The 17,966-nt window shown below is 39.0% G+C and carries 19 protein-coding genes and 6 pseudogenes; 18 read left to right on the top strand and 7 right to left on the bottom strand.

Features of this window, described 5'->3' with window-relative positions; translation table 11 throughout:
* Nucleotides 1-78: 78 nt before the first annotated feature.
* Nucleotides 79-1,149 (top strand): serine hydrolase domain-containing protein, encoded by a 1,071-nt coding sequence (locus ACWYN3_RS28425; RefSeq protein WP_456217344.1) that lies wholly within the window; start codon nucleotides 79-81, stop codon nucleotides 1,147-1,149.
* 81 nt (nucleotides 1,150-1,230) lie between these two features.
* On the opposite strand, the pseudogene aspS reads toward ACWYN3_RS28425, so the two are convergent.
* Nucleotides 1,231-2,973: pseudogene (gene aspS / locus ACWYN3_RS28420) on the bottom strand (aspartate--tRNA ligase).
* Nucleotides 2,974-3,122: 149 nt separating this feature from the next.
* On the opposite strand from aspS, the gene ACWYN3_RS28415 reads away from it, so the two are divergent.
* The 9 genes from ACWYN3_RS28415 to ACWYN3_RS28375 all read left to right on the top strand — a co-directional run bounded on the left by ACWYN3_RS28415 (nucleotide 3,123) and on the right by ACWYN3_RS28375 (nucleotide 7,468).
* Nucleotides 3,123-3,512, top strand: a complete 390-nt coding sequence (locus ACWYN3_RS28415) for an RNA polymerase sigma factor (RefSeq protein WP_456217343.1) — start codon at nucleotides 3,123-3,125, stop codon at nucleotides 3,510-3,512.
* Nucleotides 3,509-3,685 (top strand): RNA polymerase sigma factor, encoded by a 177-nt coding sequence (locus ACWYN3_RS28410; protein WP_456223179.1) that lies wholly within the window; start codon nucleotides 3,509-3,511, stop codon nucleotides 3,683-3,685. The genes ACWYN3_RS28415 and ACWYN3_RS28410 overlap by 4 nt, the downstream gene beginning before the upstream one ends.
* Nucleotides 3,675-3,821, top strand: a complete 147-nt coding sequence (locus ACWYN3_RS28405) for a hypothetical protein (RefSeq protein WP_456217342.1) — start codon at nucleotides 3,675-3,677, stop codon at nucleotides 3,819-3,821. Before ACWYN3_RS28410 ends, ACWYN3_RS28405 begins: the two co-directional genes overlap by 11 nt.
* Before the next feature lie 40 nt (nucleotides 3,822-3,861).
* Nucleotides 3,862-4,056, top strand: coding sequence for a hypothetical protein (locus ACWYN3_RS28400; RefSeq protein WP_456217341.1), 195 nt, complete (start codon nucleotides 3,862-3,864; stop codon nucleotides 4,054-4,056).
* Nucleotides 4,057-4,085: 29 nt separating this feature from the next.
* Nucleotides 4,086-4,220 (top strand): hypothetical protein, encoded by a 135-nt coding sequence (locus tag ACWYN3_RS28395; protein WP_456217340.1) that lies wholly within the window; start codon nucleotides 4,086-4,088, stop codon nucleotides 4,218-4,220.
* Nucleotides 4,217-5,044, top strand: coding sequence for a hypothetical protein (locus tag ACWYN3_RS28390; protein WP_456217339.1), 828 nt, complete (start codon nucleotides 4,217-4,219; stop codon nucleotides 5,042-5,044). The genes ACWYN3_RS28395 and ACWYN3_RS28390 overlap by 4 nt, the downstream gene beginning before the upstream one ends.
* Nucleotides 5,010-5,501 carry a hypothetical protein gene (locus tag ACWYN3_RS28385; protein ID WP_456217338.1) on the top strand — a complete coding sequence of 164 codons (492 nt, stop codon included), beginning with the start codon at nucleotides 5,010-5,012 and terminating at the stop codon, nucleotides 5,499-5,501. Before ACWYN3_RS28390 ends, ACWYN3_RS28385 begins: the two co-directional genes overlap by 35 nt.
* An 85-nt stretch (nucleotides 5,502-5,586) precedes the next feature.
* The gene (locus ACWYN3_RS28380) at nucleotides 5,587-6,369 is read left to right on the top strand and encodes a TerC family protein (RefSeq protein WP_456217337.1); all 783 of its coding nucleotides are present in this window, start codon (nucleotides 5,587-5,589) and stop codon (nucleotides 6,367-6,369) included.
* A gap of 43 nt (nucleotides 6,370-6,412) precedes the next feature.
* Entirely contained in the window at nucleotides 6,413-7,468 is a 1,056-nt protein-coding gene (locus ACWYN3_RS28375) for a nucleoid-associated protein (RefSeq protein WP_456217336.1), read from the top strand.
* A 26-nt stretch (nucleotides 7,469-7,494) separates the two neighbouring features.
* Here ACWYN3_RS28375 and ACWYN3_RS28370 read toward each other — a convergent pair whose 3' ends face one another.
* Nucleotides 7,495-8,385, bottom strand: coding sequence for a bestrophin family protein (locus ACWYN3_RS28370; protein WP_456217335.1), 891 nt, complete (start codon nucleotides 8,383-8,385; stop codon nucleotides 7,495-7,497).
* A gap of 74 nt (nucleotides 8,386-8,459) precedes the next feature.
* Nucleotides 8,460-9,649: pseudogene (locus tag ACWYN3_RS28365) on the bottom strand (class I SAM-dependent rRNA methyltransferase).
* Nucleotides 9,650-9,740: 91 nt separating this feature from the next.
* Here ACWYN3_RS28365 and ACWYN3_RS28360 point away from each other — a divergent pair.
* The 3 genes and pseudogenes from ACWYN3_RS28360 to ACWYN3_RS28350 all read left to right on the top strand — a co-directional run bounded on the left by ACWYN3_RS28360 (nucleotide 9,741) and on the right by ACWYN3_RS28350 (nucleotide 11,245).
* A complete protein-coding gene (locus ACWYN3_RS28360) occupies nucleotides 9,741-10,070 on the top strand; it encodes a tRNA-binding protein (protein ID WP_456217334.1) in 330 nt (109 codons plus the stop codon).
* A 13-nt stretch (nucleotides 10,071-10,083) separates the two neighbouring features.
* Nucleotides 10,084-10,563 carry a nucleoside deaminase gene (locus tag ACWYN3_RS28355; protein WP_456217333.1) on the top strand — a complete coding sequence of 160 codons (480 nt, stop codon included), beginning with the start codon at nucleotides 10,084-10,086 and terminating at the stop codon, nucleotides 10,561-10,563.
* A 77-nt stretch (nucleotides 10,564-10,640) separates the two neighbouring features.
* Nucleotides 10,641-11,245 (top strand): annotated as a pseudogene (locus tag ACWYN3_RS28350) (superoxide dismutase).
* Nucleotides 11,246-11,613: 368 nt separating this feature from the next.
* Here ACWYN3_RS28350 and ACWYN3_RS28345 read toward each other — a convergent pair.
* The 4 genes and pseudogenes from ACWYN3_RS28345 to ACWYN3_RS28330 all read right to left on the bottom strand — a co-directional run bounded on the left by ACWYN3_RS28345 (nucleotide 11,614) and on the right by ACWYN3_RS28330 (nucleotide 15,082).
* Nucleotides 11,614-12,534 carry a serine hydrolase gene (locus ACWYN3_RS28345; RefSeq protein WP_456217332.1) on the bottom strand — a complete coding sequence of 307 codons (921 nt, stop codon included), beginning with the start codon at nucleotides 12,532-12,534 and terminating at the stop codon, nucleotides 11,614-11,616.
* Nucleotides 12,503-13,087: a serine hydrolase domain-containing protein gene (locus tag ACWYN3_RS28340; protein WP_456217331.1), complete on the bottom strand. Its 585-nt coding sequence runs from the start codon at nucleotides 13,085-13,087 to the stop codon at nucleotides 12,503-12,505. Before ACWYN3_RS28340 ends, ACWYN3_RS28345 begins: the two co-directional genes overlap by 32 nt.
* A 59-nt stretch (nucleotides 13,088-13,146) precedes the next feature.
* Nucleotides 13,147-14,084, bottom strand: a pseudogene (locus ACWYN3_RS28335) (hydrogen peroxide-inducible genes activator).
* A 67-nt stretch (nucleotides 14,085-14,151) separates the two neighbouring features.
* Nucleotides 14,152-15,082 (bottom strand): annotated as a pseudogene (locus tag ACWYN3_RS28330) (GDP-L-fucose synthase family protein).
* A 139-nt stretch (nucleotides 15,083-15,221) separates the two neighbouring features.
* On the opposite strand from ACWYN3_RS28330, the gene trmB reads away from it, so the two are divergent.
* From trmB to ACWYN3_RS28305, 5 genes and pseudogenes are all read left to right on the top strand, one after another.
* The gene (gene trmB / locus ACWYN3_RS28325; RefSeq protein ID WP_456217330.1) at nucleotides 15,222-15,872 is read left to right on the top strand and encodes a tRNA (guanosine(46)-N7)-methyltransferase TrmB; all 651 of its coding nucleotides are present in this window, start codon (nucleotides 15,222-15,224) and stop codon (nucleotides 15,870-15,872) included.
* Nucleotides 15,872-16,198 carry an MGMT family protein gene (locus ACWYN3_RS28320; protein WP_456217329.1) on the top strand — a complete coding sequence of 109 codons (327 nt, stop codon included), beginning with the start codon at nucleotides 15,872-15,874 and terminating at the stop codon, nucleotides 16,196-16,198. Before trmB ends, ACWYN3_RS28320 begins: the two co-directional genes overlap by 1 nt.
* A gap of 16 nt (nucleotides 16,199-16,214) precedes the next feature.
* Nucleotides 16,215-16,571 (top strand): carboxymuconolactone decarboxylase family protein, encoded by a 357-nt coding sequence (locus ACWYN3_RS28315; protein WP_456217328.1) that lies wholly within the window; start codon nucleotides 16,215-16,217, stop codon nucleotides 16,569-16,571.
* 5 nt (nucleotides 16,572-16,576) lie between these two features.
* Nucleotides 16,577-17,138 (top strand): annotated as a pseudogene (locus ACWYN3_RS28310) (DNA-3-methyladenine glycosylase I).
* A complete protein-coding gene (locus tag ACWYN3_RS28305) occupies nucleotides 17,139-17,834 on the top strand; it encodes a CPBP family glutamic-type intramembrane protease (protein ID WP_456217327.1) in 696 nt (231 codons plus the stop codon). It begins immediately after the preceding pseudogene.
* The last annotated feature ends 132 nt before the right edge of the window (nucleotides 17,835-17,966 follow it).

The raw sequence follows: 17,966 nt of genomic DNA, 5'->3' as shown, positions 1-17,966 counted from the left end.
ATTTGGTAAAGACATGGGATCGGAATATTGGATGTATTTCTTGTTTAACATAAAGGTAATGTTATATATCTTAGGGGAATGAAAAATGTAACTATTGTGTGCATATTGTTTTTTTTTGTTAATTTAACTGCTGCTGCGCAGGACGCGAAAATAAATAAGGATTCACTTTTACTTCAAATGACCAATGCAATTGAGCATGGACAATATCCGAAAATCCATAGTGTCTTAGTTTTCAAAGGCGATGAACCAATGTATGAACATTATTTTAATGGCTTTAATCGGGATTCTTTGCATGATTCCCGTTCTTCTTTTAAATCTGTGACTAGTTTGTTGATTGGAATTGCAATCGATAAGGGGCTGATTAAAGATGTCAATCAGAAGGTTTATGAGTTTTTTCCAGAGCATCCTGCTTTTAAGAGGGATAAGCTTAAAAAGGAAATGACGATTAAAAACCTCCTTGAAATGAAATCTGGATTTGATTGTGAGGAATTTAATGAGACTAAAGACTGTGAGGATGAGATGAGTTTGAGTAAAGACTGGGTGAAATTCTCGCTGGATCTGCCAATGAAGTATAAGCCCGGAGAAGTATGGTCCTATACTTCCATTGATCCTATGATTTTGAGTGGGATCATTAGTAAGGCGACGAAAATGACAATAATGGAATTTTCCAGGAAGTATCTATTTGAACCTCTCGGAATTTCTGACTATAAGTGGACTATTGACCCGACAGGACATGGCATGACTGCGGGATCGTTTTACATACGCCCTGCGGATATGATCAAATTGGGGATGTTGGTACAAGGAAAGGGAGTATGGAAGGGTAAACAGATCATCTCTGAGCAATGGATCAGTCAGTCGACCCGGTGTGATATCCCTATTCCTGACTTCTCCAATGCGAAATTCAGCAGAAGTCAGCTCCTGTTACCGCAGCCTACCTATTACGGGTACTATTGGTATCGTGAACTCCTGAAAACAAAAGACTTTCAGCAAGATTTATTGTTTGTTTGCTTCGGTAACGGAGGTCAGTTTATCTTTATGCTCAGGGATTTAAATCTCACGATTGTTTTTACACAAGGGAATTACGGTTCGTTTAAAAATAAACAGGCTTTTGAAATCTTGGGTAAATATATCGTACCGTCATTTTTGTAAATAGAAAAGCCTCTCAGTTTTAATTGAAAGGCTTTTCTGCTTGAAGAACAGTGGGTTGTTAAGGCCCTTCTGAAATGTTCTTTATAAATCGGTTTTTATTTTTAGCTCTTTAAGCTGTTTTTCGTCGATAGTTGAAGGACTATCAATCATCACATCTCTTCCCGAATTGTTTTTAGGGAAGGCGATAACATCACGGATACTATCTAAACCAGCGAAAATTGAACAAAGTCTGTCAAAACCAAAAGCAATACCACCATGTGGAGGAGCTCCGAATTCAAAAGCATCCATCAGGAAGCCAAATTGTTTTTGAGCTTCTTCGGTAGTAAAGCCTAAATGTTTGAACATTAATGCTTGTAACGTGCGGTCATGGATACGAATTGATCCACCACCTATTTCAGTTCCGTTAACTACCATATCGTAAGCATTGGCTCTTACTTCACCAGGATTGGTATCTAACATCGCGATATCCTCTGGTTTAGGAGATGTAAAAGGGTGGTGCATAGCATGATAGCGCTCAGATTCTTCATCCCATTCTAAAAGAGGGAAATCGAGTACCCATAAAGCACTGAAGACGTTTTTATCACGTAAACCTAGTCTGGTACCAATTTCAAGGCGTAATTCACTTAATTGTTTACGTACTTTATCTTTAGTTCCGGCCATTAGCAACATTAAGTCGCCAGGTTGTGTTTGAAGAGACTCAGCCCACTGTTTCAGATCTTCTTCAGTATAGAACTTGTCCACAGAAGATTTGATTGAACCATCTTCACCGTGTCTTGCATAAATCAGGCCTGTAGCTCCGATTTGAGGACGTTTAATGAAGTCAGTCAGTTCATCCATCTGTTTGCGCGTATAATGCGCACACCCTTTGCATTGATCCCTACAACTAATTCAGCGTTATCGAATACAGGAAAGTTTTTCCCTTTTACAACTTCATTTAATTCAACAAAGCGCATTTCGAAACGTGTATCCGGTTTATCGGAACCATACCAGCGCATCGCATCAGCATATTGCATTCTTGGAACCTCAGGTAAATCAAAGTTTTTAACTTCTTTGAACAGGGTACGGATCAGTCCTTCAAAAGTGTTCAGGATATCTTCTTGTTCAATGAATGACATTTCGCAATCGATCTGAGTAAACTCAGGCTGTCTGTCAGCACGTAAATCTTCATCCCTGAAACACTTTACGATCTGGAAATATCTGTCAAAACCAGAAACCATCAGTAATTGCTTAAAGGTTTGAGGAGATTGAGGTAAAGCATAGAACTCACCAGCATTCATCCGGCTTGGAACTACAAAGTCCCTTGCACCTTCAGGCGTAGATTTAATCAGCACAGGAGTTTCCACCTCGATAAAATCTAAAGCCCAGGTATCTTCTTACAGACTGTGCCATTTTATGACGAAGAACCATATTATTTCTTACCGGATTCCTTCTCAAATCCAGATAACGATATTTCATGCGCAAATCATCGCCGCCATCGGTCTCATCATCAATTAAGAATGGCGGGATCTTCGATGCATTCAATATTTCAAGGTCAGTGATTTTTATTTCCACATCTCCCGTTGGCATTTTTGGGTTTTTATTGGAACGCTCAACAACCAGTCCGCTTGCTTTGATCACAAATTCGCGACCTAAACTGCGGGCTTTTTCACAGAGCTGAGTGTTATCATCCATATTAAAAACCAATTGGGTGATACCGTAACGATCACGGATATCAATAAAAGTCATTCCTCCCAAGTCTCTGGATTTCTGTACCCAACCGCACAGAATTACGTTTTCGCCTAGATTCTCAATCGTCAGCGCTCCGCAAGTTGTTGTTCTTAACATTTTTTCATCGGATTAAGCCGCAAAAAAATATTCATTTTGAGCCATATATTATAAACGGTTATTGATTTAACGAGGTATATTGAAAAGTTTTTTCAATAAGATGCAACGTTTGCAAAATCATCCTGTCATTTATAACGAATACGAAGACATTGGAAGCAGTATACATAGATAAAAATATTGACCTGGTTAATGCCTGCCGAAAAGGTAGCCGGACAGCACAATTTGAATTATACAAATTGTACGAAAGAGCTATGTACAGTGCAGCACTACGGATTGTAAACCATGAGGCTGAGGCTGAAGATGTTGTACAGGAAGCTTTTTTAGACGCATTTATGAGGATTGGTGATTTTAGAGGAGACACGACCTTCGGCTTGTGGTTAAAACAGATCATCGTTAACAAATCAATTAACTGTCTGCGGAAAAGAAAGATGGAGTTTATTGGTCTGGACGGTGTGGAAATTCCTGCAGAGGATTCAGCCGATCAGGAAGATCTGGAATGGAGAGTTGAAGAGGTGAAAGCTGCGATAAAAGGCCGATAAAAGCTGATGGCTATAGAGTAGTTCTTACTTTATATTTATTTGAAGGGTATGACCATGAAGAGATCTCCCATATTCTTAAAATCTCGGAAGCTACTTCCAGGTCACAATTAATGAGAGCAAAAGTGAAATTGAGAAATATATTAGAAAAGAAAGGAGCAAGAGATGAATACTAAACTGGAAGATTTTATCAGAGATAACAAGCGGGAGTTTGATACCGACAGGCCTTCAATGGGGCTCTGGGATAAAATTGAAGCAGAGCTGGATAAAAAGGAAAAGCAGAAAAAAAAAAAAAAAAAAAGCAGCGTTTAATATACAGCTGTGGGCGGGAATCGCCGCCTCACTGATCGTTGTGCTGGGCGTTACTTTCCTATATGTTATTCCGGGAAAAAGAAGCAGGTTAAGTGTCGCAGATGTGAACCCTGTTTATGCACAGAAACAAGTTAAGTTTGTGAATCTGATTGAACAGAAACAAGATAGCTTACAGGCTTTTGCAAAGACAAATCCTGACTCTATCATAAGTTTAAAGCAGATTTTGAAGTCCTGAATAAAACTTATGAAGGATTAACTAAAGAAATGGCAGGTAGCCCGAATCAACAAATGGTCGTAAAGGCAATGGTCAGGAACCTGGAAATCCAGATCCAGCTGTTAAATCAGCAATTATCAATCATTAACGAAGTCAGTCAATATAAAAAGGAGAATAGTATATGAAAAAGTTAATCCTCTCAGGAATCCTGTTTTGTTCATTTAGCCTGGCCAATGCGCAGAGCGAAACAGATTTGAAAATTAGTGAGGCCCCTGTTTATGCTGTAAGTTCAAATAGCACGAGTAGTACCACTTCCTATGCTGTAAGTACTTCTCAGCAAAGTTCAAATCAGCAAAATGATAATGATCCGATGAGGTCAAAAAATTTCAGCAAGAGTTTTTCTTTGAGTTCAACTGATAAAATAAGTCTTCATAATCAGTATGGTAGCATGATAATTAAGATATGGGACAAAAAAGAAGTGAAAATAGACGTTTCAATCAGAGCGTATAGTAATGATGAAAAAGAAACAGAAAAATTAATCAACCAGGTAAATATTTCGGCAGAAAAAAGCGGGGACATGGTGACTTGTAAAACAACTATAGGCGAGGGAAACAGATGGTCAGGGAGAAATAAAAGAAGAGAGGTTAAGGTAAACTATGTGGTATATATGCCTGCTGCGAATTCCCTGACTTTAACACAGGAATTTGGGAATGTCAATATGGAGGATTTCGCAGGGCCGCTTTATGCAAAAGTACAGTATGGGGATTTTGTTGCAGGAAAACTAACCAATACTAATAATTATGTTTCTGTCCAGTATGGCAAAACTGTGATTACAGATGTGAATAAAGCGGTAGTGAAACAACAATATGGATCTGGCCTGACCATTGGGGCTGCTAATACATTAGATTTGAATGCACAATATGTCACAGTGGTCATTAATACGATCAGGGGAGATGCGGTGATTAAACAGCAGTATGGGATCGGGAATCAGTATTACAAATGTCAATAATCTTGATCTGGATGTACAATATGCTAATGTCAGAGTTGATAATATTAAAGGGAACGCGGTAATCAGGCAGCAATACAATAATATAAAAATAGGCACGGTAGGGAAGCTTGACCTAAGGTCGGAATACGCTAACGTAACGATCGGTAGTTTAAGAGGCGATGGTAATTTTAGAATGAGCTATAATAATTTCGAGGTAGTTGAAGTTGGGGCTGGTTGTAAAAACTTAACTATTAATTCCGAATATGTAGATACAAAACTAAATTTTGCAGACAGTTACCACGGGGATTTCACTTTGCAAACCAGTTACAGCGGTCTTAAAACAGGGAATAGAGTGACAGCACATCCGGTAGGTAACCAGGAAGATGAGGATTCAAAGAATTATACCGGAAAGATTGGAAATGGTGGAAAGGGAAATATTCGTGTCAAGGCAGATTACGGATCTGTCACATTTAAATAGAAATAGAAAAAAAAAAGGAAGGTAAAAAGCTTGTTGATTAATTCAACAAGCTTTTTTTTTAGCTTTACGGCAAAACAATTAATATATGGAATTCTTTAGTACGCCCGAAGCCTGGATCTCACTGTTAACCCTTACTGTTTTAGAAATCGTACTGGGGATTGACAATATTGTGTTCATCTCTATCCTTTCCGGAAAATTGCCTGCACATCAGCAAAAAAAAAAAAGACAATTAGGATTGGGGCTGGCTATGATTACCAGAGTATTATTGCTTTTATCTTTAAGCTGGGTAATGAGCCTTACTGCCACATTATTTAATGTTGGTGAATGGATTAGCCTGGATAACAAAGAATGGCTGGAAAAACTGGCTATTTCAGGGCGTGATCTGATTCTTATTTTAGGAGGAATGTTCCTGATCTATAAAAGTACCCATGAAATTCACCTGAAACTGGAAGGTGAAGAGGAGGGAGAAGGAAATGTGAAAGTACATTCTTTCGCTGGCGTAATTGCGCAGATTCTTGTTTTTGATATCGTTTTCTCTTTAGATTCTGTAATTACAGCGATAGGAATGGCAGATCATGTAGAGATTATGATAGCTGCGGTAATTATAGCCGTGATTATTATGATGGTTTCAGCAAATGCAATCAGTGACTTTGTCAATAACCACCCTACAGTGAAGATGCTTGCACTGTCCTTCTTGTTGTTAATCGGTGTTTCATTGCTGGCAGAGGGACTTGATCAGCATATCCCTAAAGGGTATATCTATTTTGCGATGGCATTCTCAGTATTGGTAGAGATGCTGAACCTGAAAATGAAGAAGAAATCGACTAAACCTGTGGAGCTTAGAAATACCGCAAAAGAGGAAAAATAAGTATTTTTGCGACCTATTAACATAGCTTAAAATAACAGCGTATATGATTTATTTTCCAGAAGCCTCTCTAGCAGAGCTTTCTATACATAGAATTGGTAACAAAGCACAGGATGATTTTTATGTATTATCTGAAGCATCGATGCAAATTCAGGATGAGCAGCTAAAGAACCTGTTGATCCAGTATTTTTTGAGTCCTTATGAAAAGGTCAATGAGATTTTTCGTTTTTTTCATCCAAATGATGATTTAAATCTGAACGAAGTTTATCATTTCATTGAGCAGGTCTTTGAAAACGGAGAGAATTTTCATAAAAACAGTGAGCAACTGGCAAAGTACCTGTATGATACGTCCAACCATCCTAAAATAAAAGCTGGTGAGCTGTATGTAGCTTATTTCGAAAATGTACAGATTGAAGGAGAACTGCATGACGCCATTGGTATTTTTAAATCGGAAACGAAAGAGACTTACCTGAAGGTTTCTCCGGAGCAGGCAGGTTTTGCCTTAAGTTATGAAGAAGATGCGATCAATATCAATAAGCTGGATAAAGGCTGTATAATCTTCAATACTGAAAAGGAAGAAGGGTATAAAGTTGCTGTCATTGATCAGACTAACAAGAGCAATGAAGCCGTATACTGGAAAGATGAGTTTTTAAAACTGAAGGTCAGAAATGATAATTATAATCAGACCAAGAACGTATTAGGCGTATATAAAAGCTTTGTAACCGATAAACTTGATCAGGAATACGATATGACCAAGGCTGATAAAATAGATCTGCTGAACCGCTCAATGAAGTATTTCAAGGAGAAGGAAAGCTTCGATATGGATGAGTTCTCTAATGAGGTTATCGGGAATAAAGAAGGGATCGAATCTTTCAAAACCTATAAAAAGAGTTATGAAGAGGAATTCGAAACCCCTATACCTGATAGTTTTGATATCTCAGGAGCAGCTGTTAAAAAACAAGCTAAAGCATTTAAAAGCGTACTGAAACTGGATAAGAATTTTCACATCTATATTCACGGAAATAAAGAACTTATCGAAAAAGGGTTCGATGACGATAAGTCAATGAACTATTACAAAGTATACTTTAAAGAAGAAGAGTAGGCAAGTTTATAAAATATACTCATCATTTATAGGTTTAACGGGTGCCGTATCTTTTCGGCACCTATCATTTCCAATAGATTGATTTCTATAGTTCTTGTAATCTGGTTAAGCGGTACTGAGGATGAGTTATTCTCAAAAGGGTCAATCAGACTCATTCCATTAATTTGTGTAGAAACAAAAACAAAACCCACCAACCAGCCAATAAAAATTGCCCATACACCAGCGTCATGACTAACTACCAGGGTTAAAGAAACAATAAATAGCCAAATGAATACTTTAGTGAAGTAATTATAAGTAGTAGGGAAAACGGTATTTTTAATCCTTTCAGACTTACCCATTTCATCGGAGAACTTAACCAGTAGCTGGTTCATTTCCATAAAACGGAAACCATCTATCATACCCTCTTTACTCAGTTGCTGTAAATCTCTGGATTGCAACGTTAGAATTGCGTTATGTACATTACTATGTGTGTTAATCTCCTGCAGATCTGCTTCATCCAGGTATTGCTGATAGTTTTCATCAACGGCACCCCTGAGTTTGGCTTTTAGGGCATACAGAAAACCGATATGACGGCGAACCATCCTGTCTTTTATTGCTTTGAAGTCCTCGTTACTGGTTTCATTCTGGGAAATATAGGTAATTACACTTCTTGCCCATGATCTGGAATCATTAACTAAAGCGCCCCATATTTTACGTGCTTCCCACCATCGGTCGTAGGCCTGATTATTATTAAATCCAATAAAAAAAGCTATGGCCGTACCCAAAACGGAAGGTATGATAGTAGGGATTTCAAAGTTGTGTTTAATTAAAAACGCTCTTGTAAGATATGCTCCGGTGCAGGAGAAAATCATGATGAGGTCTACCTGCCAGGTATTTCTTAGGATACGGCTTAATCTGATATTGTGAACTATAAGCATTTGAAAAATTTGCGTTATGTAAAGTACAAATAAAACGCATATTTGTTTGCTACCCCTACTATCAATCTATAATTTTATAATACTCTTAATAATAAACCTTTAAGATATTCTCCTTCTGGAAACGAAATTCTTACCGGTGATCTTCAGGCTGATGGAATTGCTTAATAATCTGTACTTCTCTGCCAGCATCTAATGCTGCCCATGCAATGATCTGTTTAAAAGTATCCAGATCAACTGCTCCTGAACAAGAATATGTAGCCAGGATACCACCTTTTTTAAGCAATAACATACCTAATCTGTTCAGGTCTTTGTAAGCACGTGCTGCACGGTCTAAAGCCGATCTTGAAGGTGCGTATTTTGGTGGGTCAAGAACGATCACATCAAAAAGTTTCCCATCTTCTTTAAAAACGCGAAGTTGTTTGTTAACGTCAGATTGTACACTGGTTTGCTGATGCTCCATGAAGCCATTTAAACCAAGGTTATGTTTTAAGGTTTCAATAGCCAATGCTGAACTGTCTACGCTGGTTACATGTTTAGCACCATGTTTTAAGCTGTTCAAAGTGAATCCTCCACTATAGCAGAAACAATCCAGTACTTCTTTGTCTTTTGTATAAGCAGCAAGGATTTCGCGGTTATCACGCTGGTCACAATAAAAACCAGATTTCTGACCATCTGCAATATTAATATGATAGCGAACGCCGTTTTCTTTTACTTCAATAAATTCCGGTGGAGTTTCTCCCCAAAGCAGACCTTGTGAAACTTCCAGGTTTTCATGCGTACGCGCATTAGCATCACTTTTATCAAAAATCCCGATGGGGTTTAATTCTGCGATTAAAATCTCAATAAGTTCTGCTTTAACATTTTCCATCCCTGCACTCAGGATCTGTAAAGAAAGATAGTCTGCATATTTATCAACGATCAGTCCAGGTAAATAATCAGCCTCACTAAATACCAGGCGGCAAGTGTTCGTTTCCAAATCGCTAAGCAGGTGAGCACGGGAGGCGATTGCATTTTTTAATCTCAGCTCATACCATGCCTTGTCAATGATGTTGTGTTCTTCCCATTCCAATAGACGTACCGCTACGCGCGACTGGCCATTATAATAACCGTAACCTAAGAAAGACTGGTGGTCGGCTGCAAGAACCTTGATGACCTCTCCATTTAATGGATTGCCTTTAACTTTATCTATAGCTCCTGAAAATATCCAGGGGTGTTTTTGGTGGACGGCTTTCTCTTTGCCTTTTTTAAGTACAACATCAATCATGTTACAAAGGTAGTAAAAAGCAATATGCAACATAGGGCATTATAAGCTGAAGATTCGTAATTTTATCGGTGTACAAAATTGAAGAGCAAATATGGAGCATATAGACTGGAATGATTTTGAGAAGATCGAATTAAGAGCAGGCACAATTTTAGAAGTCCTGGAATTTCCTGAAGCCAGAAAAGCGGCATATAAAGTCAAAGTAGACTTCGGCGAATTTGGGCAAAAAATGAGCAGTGCACAGATTACGGCCCACTATACCAAAGAAGAATTAGTAGGAAAACAAATAGTCGGAGTCGTTAATTTTCCGAAAAAACAAATTGGCAAGTTTATGTCAGAGTTTTTAGTGACTGGGTTTGCGGATGAGGATGGATGGGAATATTGTATTGACAACGCTGTTGGGCAAAGTACCCAACGGCAGTAAATTGTGCTAAAAAATGAGTTATTATAATTTTTCTGACGAAAACGACTTACCTAAAGAAGATGAACACTATATGCGTCTTGCTTTGCAGGAAGCGCAAATTGCCTTTGATCATGAAGAAATTCCTATCGGGGCAATTGTTGTTTGTAAGGGGAGGATCGTTGGACGCGGACATAACCTTACTGAACAATTAAATGATGTTACGGCACATGCCGAAATGCAGGCATTTACCGCAGCTAGTCTGACTCTTGGTGGTAAGTATCTGAAAGATTGTACGCTATACGTAACTGTTGAGCCTTGCGTGATGTGCGCAGGAGCTGCTTACTGGACTCAGATCAGTAGAATAGTATATGGAGCTTCAGAAGAAAAGCGTGGATTTACAAGCAAAAATGCTAATTTACTTCACCCAAAAACGGTAACGAAAAACGGAGTGCTGGCTGTAGAATGTGCACAGCTAATGATGAAGCGTTCTTTGAGAACAAACGGGGGTAAATGACAAAACATTGAACAAATACCTGCACTTGAATGTTATCTTTGTGAACCATTAATTTTTAAACTTAAATATACAATAATATGGCTTTTGAATTACCTGCGTTACCTTACGCAACAGATGCACTAGAACCGCATATCGATAAAACAACCATGGAAATTCACCATGATAAACATCACCAGGCTTATGTTACTAACCTGAACAAAGCTTTAGAAGGCAAGCCTGAGGCTTCACAAAGCCTTGATGAAATCATTAAAAACATCTCTAAGTTTCCTGCAGCAGTAAGAAACAATGGTGGTGGTCACTTCAATCACTCTTTATTCTGGGAAGTTTTAGGTCACAATAAAGGTGGTGAGCCAACAGGAGAATTAGCTGAAGCTATTAAAGCTGCTTTCGGTTCTTTCGCTGACTTCAAAACTAAATTTGCTGAAGCTGGTGCAACCCGTTTCGGTTCTGGATGGGCTTGGTTAAGCTTGGTGCTGACCGTAAATTAATTGTTTCTTCGACTCCTAATCAGGATAATCCATTAATGGATGTTGCTGAAGTTAAAGGTACTCCAATCTTAGGAATGGATGTTTGGGAACATGCTTATTACTTAAAATATCAAAACAGACGTCCTGACTATATCGCTGCATTCTGGAATGTAGTAAACTGGGACGCAGTTGCAGAACGTTTCAAAAAAGCGTAAGCTTTAAGGGAACTCTAAAATAAAAAGGGAAGGCCGTGTTTTACTGACCGCACCCATCTGAAGGGATGGCTGATGTCAGAAAACACGGCCTTCCCTTTTTATTTTAAGGCTACCCTGAGACGCAATCCGGACTTGGGGTGTTCCTTGTTCAGTTGTTCTTGTAAGAATGGTTATTTAAGTTATGGATGGTTGATTAAAATTTATTGGGACAAGTTCTGTTAGTGTTTGCGCTCTAGAAGGTACTTATGTTGGAAGGGGGTTGGTAGGGCGATTACCCCTACCAACCCCCTTCCAACATAGATGCCTTACAAATGTTAAACCTTTTCTCTTATTAGCCTGAGTTCGAGAATTAAAATCGATGAAGCTGATTATTTTTCCGTTAATAACTTCAACCGCTCCTTTGCATGAACATTGTCTGCATTGAGTTCTATTGACCGTTTATAGTTGCTTATCGATTCATTCTTTTGTCCTGCGCCCTCCAATGCCTCTGCATAGCTATCGAATGCATTCCAGGATAGAGGAAACTCCGTAGTATTAAGTTTGAATATTTCTATAGCATCTGCTTTTTTGCCCTGTGCTAAAAGATAGTAGCCCATAGTGTTTAGCTCGCCCTCAGCCAGATTGAAATCAAATCTTCCGTTTTCCTGCACTTTCTCTTTCCTGTAAAATGAAATACCTTCTTCAACAGATCCATTCAGTATTTTAGTCGCCATTGCCTGAACAATCCCAGGCTTTGGTTTTTCATAATTAAGGCCATTAATCACCGAATAGATTCTGTTGCTTATAGGGTTAAGGTCTACAATTGTACTTCCAGGTGTTGTATTGCCTAAAATAATAATGACTTGCTGCTCGTGGCTTTCCCTGACAATTACCGAGCGGAATCCATTGATAGCCCCGGTATGTGAAGAAAACCCGGAAGTAAATGCGAGCCCGGGGATCTTCGTCTTATTGACTACTATCCCGTAAGCATATTTTTCCATGTTCGGTTTAAACATTAGCTCCAGGTTCTTATTTGACAGTAACTGTTCTGTATACAATGCCCTGTCCCATTTCAGAAGATCCCCAACGGTAGAATACATCCCCCCGGCTGAAAAGATAACTGCGTAAAGATTGATATAGTCAGGTTTTGTATATTTCCCATACTGCAGGTTATAGCCTGAGGCTTGTTCACTGACTATTTCTTTTCTCATCTCCATGCCTGAGTTGCTCATCCCAATAACATCTAATATTCTTTCTTTAAGTACCTCACTGTAGGGCTTAGACCTCAGGGACTCTATATTGCCCCCCAAGGATATAATAACCCGAGTTTGAATAGCAATAGCGGACGCCGGGCTCGGCCTCAAGATTCTCGCTGCAATATTTTTCTACAAATTCCTGGGGAGTATATTCTGTTTTGCAGATTTCCCGGAAATCGTCCCTGCTGCCAAAATCACCAAGTCCGGAAGTATGGCTCAACAGCTGGTGAATGGTAACCCTTGTGCCAATATCCTTTCGGTAATATGGCAGATAATCAGAGATATACCCACCCAGATCAATTTTTCCTTCCTGATAAAGCTGCATAACCAGCAACGCAGAAAATTGTTTAGTTAGCGAACCAATTCTAAACTTCGTGTCGGCTGTATTAGCAACATTCCATTCCCGGTTTGCCAAACCAGAACCTTTACTAAACACAACTTTGCCCTTCTTGGCCACAAGAACACTCCCGCTAAATTGGTCAAGATCTACGAAGGTCTTTACCAGTTTGTCGATCTGCTGATTTTCATTAACTGTCTGTGCGCGGAGCATACCCGGTAACAAAACAAAGATACATGCGCAAATAAAACGATACGGATTGGTTCTCATAAATTGGTATTTCTTTTCTTACACTACCTTTTTTGCATGGCTAGCAATGGTTCCAGCCCCTAGATCCCGACAATATCCTTTTTCTTTTTCTGCTTCATTGCCTTTGGTATGATAGCCAGAATTTCTTCTTTGAGCGCATTCAGCATTCTTTTCTTGATATAGTTTTTATGGGTAACCAAACTGATCTCACGAACTGGTTCCGGGGACTTGAATGTCCTGACCTTGCTGAGTTGTTTAGCTGTAAGTTCTGTTAAAGCTAATTCAGGGAGTAAAGTAGCGCCATTGTTCATGTCTACCATACGGATCAGGGTTTCTACGCTTCCGGTGTTATAGGTTAAGCCCTGTAAACGGTTGTCTTTTGTAGATCTGCAAATGTTAAGTACCTGAGAACGCATACAATGGCCTTCATTAAGCAGCCAGATATTTTCATCCTCCAGATCGATCGTTGGCATCGATGTTTTTTTTCTTGAAAAGTTTGCTGTTTTTACTGATGTAGGTTACGAAGTTCTCGTAGTACATTGGGATCTCTGTGATTGAATTATCACCAAGGGGTGTAGCCAGAATGCCGCAGTCCAGTACACCGGTTTTAAGGTGGTGGATGATGTCTTCGGTGGTGTATTCCCAGATCAATAGTTTCAGATCGGGATATTTCTCCATCATAGAAGCGATTACCTGTGGTAATAAGTAAGGGGCCACGGTAGGGATGATACCGACTTTAAGTTCACCAACGATGTCCTGCTGCTGACTACTGATGATTTCTTTGATTTTTTGACTCTCCTGAAGGACCAGGCGGGCTTGTTCTATGATTTGAGAGCCGATCTCGGTAGGGATTACAGGCTGTTTACTTCTGTCGAATATTTTTACATTCAACATTTCTTCCAGCTTTTGTACCTGCATACTCAACGTTGGCTGAGTTACAAAGCACTTTTCGGCTGCGCCAACAAAAGCTCCTGTAAGTATCTACGGCTACAATATATTCTAGTTGAACTAAGGTCATATAGCTAAAGTTTATTTTCTTTTTCAAAGATATAAACTTTAGCTATATAAGGATTGACTAAAACGGACTAAATGTGTTTTGCTAAGAAGTCCTGATAAGCAAGCTGGATACCATCTTCCAGTTCAACCTGATGTTGCCATCCCAGGTTATGTAATTTAGATACGTCCATTAATTTACGGGGAGTACCATCTGGTTTATTACTGTCAAAAGTAAGTGCTCCTTCAAAGCCTGTTACTTTTTTGATTAGTAAAGCCAGGTCTTTTATGGTTAAGTCCTCTCCGGTACCGATATTGATCAGGTGAGGTTCATTGTAGTTTTGCATTAAGAAATAGCAGGCATCGGCAAGATCATCGGCAAATAAGAATTCACGCATTGGTGAGCCCGAGCCCCAGATGATTACTTCCGGTGTCCCGTTAGTTTTTGCCTCATGGAACTTACGGATTAAAGCAGCAGGTATACATGGGAATTCTGAGGGTGGTAATTATCATTGTAGCCATATAAATTAGTTGGCATAACGGAAATGAAATTACAATTATACTGTGCACGGTAAGCATCACATAATTTGATACCAGCTATTTTAGCGATTGCATAAGGCTCATTTGTTTCTTCCAGGAGGCCGGTTAAAAGGTATTCTTCTTTTAAAGGCTGTGGAGCTAATTTAGGATATATACAGCTTGAACCCAGGAACATTAGTTTTTTTACACCCGTTTCATAGGCCTGGTGAATTACATTATTCTGGATAGCCAGGTTCTCGTACAAGAAATCAGCTCTGTAAGTATTGTTAGCAATAATACCGCCTACTTTTGCAGCAGCCAGAAATACATAATCAGGTTTTTCCAGGGCAAAAAAATCTGCTACTGCCTGCTGGTTCCGCAGGTCTAACTCTGAAGAAGTCCGGGTAGCCAGGTTTCTAAAGCCCTGACTGGTCAGTTTACGATGAATAGCCGATCCTACATTCCACGGTGGCCTGCGATATAGATTTTTGCGCTCTTTTCCAATTTGTTTTGATATAGTATTTATACAAAAATACGAATTAGGAACAAGGATAACCACGAGGGCTTTTAAAATTCGTCTGCTCAATTTGTTTATAGGCTCTGAGAAGATTAAATTGTATTTTTGCAGAAAAAAAAAATAATAGTGGGTAAAGATAAGTTAAGGAAATTTGCTGAAATTGATACCTTTCCTAATGTCTATCAGATGGAGCAGGGAATGGAACTTCAAGGCAAATGGGCGGTACAGCATTTTAAAAATAACAATCCGGTAGTATTGGAACTGGCTTGTGGTAAGGGCGAATATTCAGTTAATATGGCTAAATTTTTCCCTGAAAAGAATTTTATAGGCATAGACTTAAAAGGGAACCGTATCTGGAGAGGTGCGAGGACGGGAGTAGATGAAAACATCAGCAATCTGGCTTTTTTAAGAATACAAATTGAAGACATCGCAGCCTATTTTGGTGAAAACGAAGTCGATGAGATCTGGATTACTTTTCCTGATCCACAGCCGCAGGACAGCAGAGAAAAGAAACGATTAACTTTTCCGGGTTTCCTGAATAAATATAAAGGATTTTTAAAACCGGGTGGTAAAATCAATTTGAAAACGGATAATGACGGTCTGTATGCTTATACTGTCGAAAAGGTTGAAGAACTGAATTTGCCATGTTATAAAAAGACAGATCATTTATATACTTCAGAATTTTATGATGAGGTATTAAAGATCAAAACACATTATGAAAGAATCTATTTAAAACAAGATAAAAACATAAATTACATACAATTCTCACTCGACTAATGGAACAATCATTTTATGAGCAGGTTTATGAAGTAGTGCGGTTAATCCCTAAAGGAAGAGTAACTTCTTATGGGGCAATCGCTAAAGCACTTGGAGCAGGGAAATCTTCCCGGCTGGTAGGTTACGCCATGAACAATGCACATGATGCTTTGCCTTCTATACCGGCTCATCGGGTAGTAAACCATAAAGGTTTGCTTACTGGGAAATTTCACTTTCCTACCCCCGAACTGATGCAGGAATTATTAGAAAATGAAGGTGTGGTTATCGACCAGGACAAAGTAAAGGACTTCAAAATGCTTTTTTGGGATCCGGCATTAGAGTTGTAATCAGTTAATATATTATATGGGCAAATTAGTCGAAGAATTTAACGACTACCGTTCGAAAATGAACGATAGGATAATGGAAACTGCCAATACAAACATCAAACGTTTCTTTGCGCTGGATACGACAACCTATGCAGCAGGTGCACTGGATGTGAAAAGTAAAGAAATGATGGGGCTGGTGGCTTCAATGGTTTTACGTTGTGACGATTGTATCAAATATCATTTAGAAAAATGCTTTGATGAGGGAGTGAGCGATGCTGAAATTAATGAAGTTTTTATGATCGCAAACCTGGTAGGTGGCTCCATTGTTATTCCACATTACCGTCGGGCTGTTGAGTATTGGGAAATTAAGCATGTAATTAAGATGAGCATGTAATTAAGATGAGCGCAGAATTGAAAAGATGCGGCTGGTGTGGAACCGACCCCTTGTATACGAAATACCATGATGAAGAATGGGGCAAACCAGTTCATGATGACCGGATTTTATTTGAATTTCTGATTCTGGAAGGTGCGCAGGCAGGTTTAAGCTGGATTACAATTCTACGCCGGCGCGAAGGATACCGTGCTGCATTTGCTGATTTTGATGTACATAAGGTTGCTGCTTTTACAGAGGCTGATACAGAACGTTTAATGAACGATACCGGAATCATCAGAAATAAACTCAAAGTCAATTCTGCGATTAAAAATGCCCGGCTTTTTATAGCCATACAAAAGGAATTCGGCTCTTTTGCAAAATACATATGGGGATTTTTGCCGGATCAGAAACCCATTGTAAACCATTTTAAATCATTGGGTGAAGTTCCTGCACGAACAGAAATATCTGATGCGATCAGCAATGATATGAAGAAACGAGGTTTCATTTTTTGGAACAACAATCTGCTATGCACACATGCAGGCTACAGGAATGGTTAATGATCATATTGAGGGCTGCATTGCACGTTAAATGCTGGACTTGATTCATGATTTAACAAGTTATCTGAAACATCCTTATCTGACCAGAATTCCTAAAAGTGCAGACAGGCCATTTGTCTTATTACTCAAGCTGGCTTTTATCTGTTTAATTGCAGGTGTTGGCTGCGGGATGTTGCTAGGGGTACTAATAGGCATGAAACTAATTCCTGAGCCAGGTCCATCTGTGATGGATAAAAAGACTATGGTAAAACCCGTACTTTTTATAATGGCTGTAATTTGGGCCCCCTTATCAGAAGAACTTCTTTTCAGAGCTCAGTTAAGACGCTTTACAGGTAGTCTTTTGTTTATATCCTTTATCGTCGGGGCCTTTTTGAGTGCTATCATTGAAACAAATTGGGCTTTTCTGGTTAGTCCGTTTGTTTTTATGGTCTTATACCTTATCTACCGGTACAACCTTGCCCGGAGTGTTACTTTAAAGTTTCAATTCTGGGAACTTATTTTTCCATGGCATTTTCACCTGACCGCTATTTGTTTTGCACTCGTACATCTCAGTAATTTTGAAAAGGGGATCGGTCTGTTGCCATTGGGGATATTGTATACGCTACCACAACTGGCTGTTGGCCTTGTTCTGGGGTATGCCCGAATGAATTATGGTCTTAAATATTCATTTGCACTTCATGCGATGTACAATTTCTTTCCTGTACTTTTATTTATAGCTAAATACTAATTAGGTTAGCTCACGTTCAGATGTTAACTTTGAACAGATAACCTGTGAGGTGACTGACAGGGGCAATTTTAATAAAAAATAAATATTTACACGATGAAACCATCGTGTGCAGCAGAACAGAAACCGAAATGA

Source organism: Pedobacter sp. NJ-S-72 (genome assembly GCF_053890575.1).
The sequence above is the reverse complement of the archived record's forward strand: the minus strand, read 5'-3'. Positions and strand labels throughout refer to the sequence as shown.

Coding starts and splice junctions, on each gene's coding strand:
- ACWYN3_RS28390 (WP_456217339.1), top strand. CDS start 4,217: ATGAAAAAGTTAATCCTCTCAGGAATCCTGTTTTGTTCATTTAGCCTG.
- ACWYN3_RS28405 (WP_456217342.1), top strand. CDS start 3,675: ATGAATACTAAACTGGAAGATTTTATCAGAGATAACAAGCGGGAGTTT.
- ACWYN3_RS28360 (WP_456217334.1), top strand. CDS start 9,741: ATGGAGCATATAGACTGGAATGATTTTGAGAAGATCGAATTAAGAGCA.
- ACWYN3_RS28370 (WP_456217335.1), bottom strand. CDS start 8,385: ATGCTTATAGTTCACAATATCAGATTAAGCCGTATCCTAAGAAATACC.
- ACWYN3_RS28315 (WP_456217328.1), top strand. CDS start 16,215: ATGGGCAAATTAGTCGAAGAATTTAACGACTACCGTTCGAAAATGAAC.
- ACWYN3_RS28340 (WP_456217331.1), bottom strand. CDS start 13,087: ATGAGAACCAATCCGTATCGTTTTATTTGCGCATGTATCTTTGTTTTG.
- ACWYN3_RS28395 (WP_456217340.1), top strand. CDS start 4,086: ATGGCAGGTAGCCCGAATCAACAAATGGTCGTAAAGGCAATGGTCAGG.
- ACWYN3_RS28355 (WP_456217333.1), top strand. CDS start 10,084: ATGAGTTATTATAATTTTTCTGACGAAAACGACTTACCTAAAGAAGAT.
- ACWYN3_RS28375 (WP_456217336.1), top strand. CDS start 6,413: ATGATTTATTTTCCAGAAGCCTCTCTAGCAGAGCTTTCTATACATAGA.
- ACWYN3_RS28305 (WP_456217327.1), top strand. CDS start 17,139: ATGCTGGACTTGATTCATGATTTAACAAGTTATCTGAAACATCCTTAT.
- ACWYN3_RS28380 (WP_456217337.1), top strand. CDS start 5,587: ATGGAATTCTTTAGTACGCCCGAAGCCTGGATCTCACTGTTAACCCTT.
- ACWYN3_RS28425 (WP_456217344.1), top strand. CDS start 79: ATGAAAAATGTAACTATTGTGTGCATATTGTTTTTTTTTGTTAATTTA.
- ACWYN3_RS28385 (WP_456217338.1), top strand. CDS start 5,010: ATGGGATCGGGAATCAGTATTACAAATGTCAATAATCTTGATCTGGAT.
- ACWYN3_RS28320 (WP_456217329.1), top strand. CDS start 15,872: ATGGAACAATCATTTTATGAGCAGGTTTATGAAGTAGTGCGGTTAATC.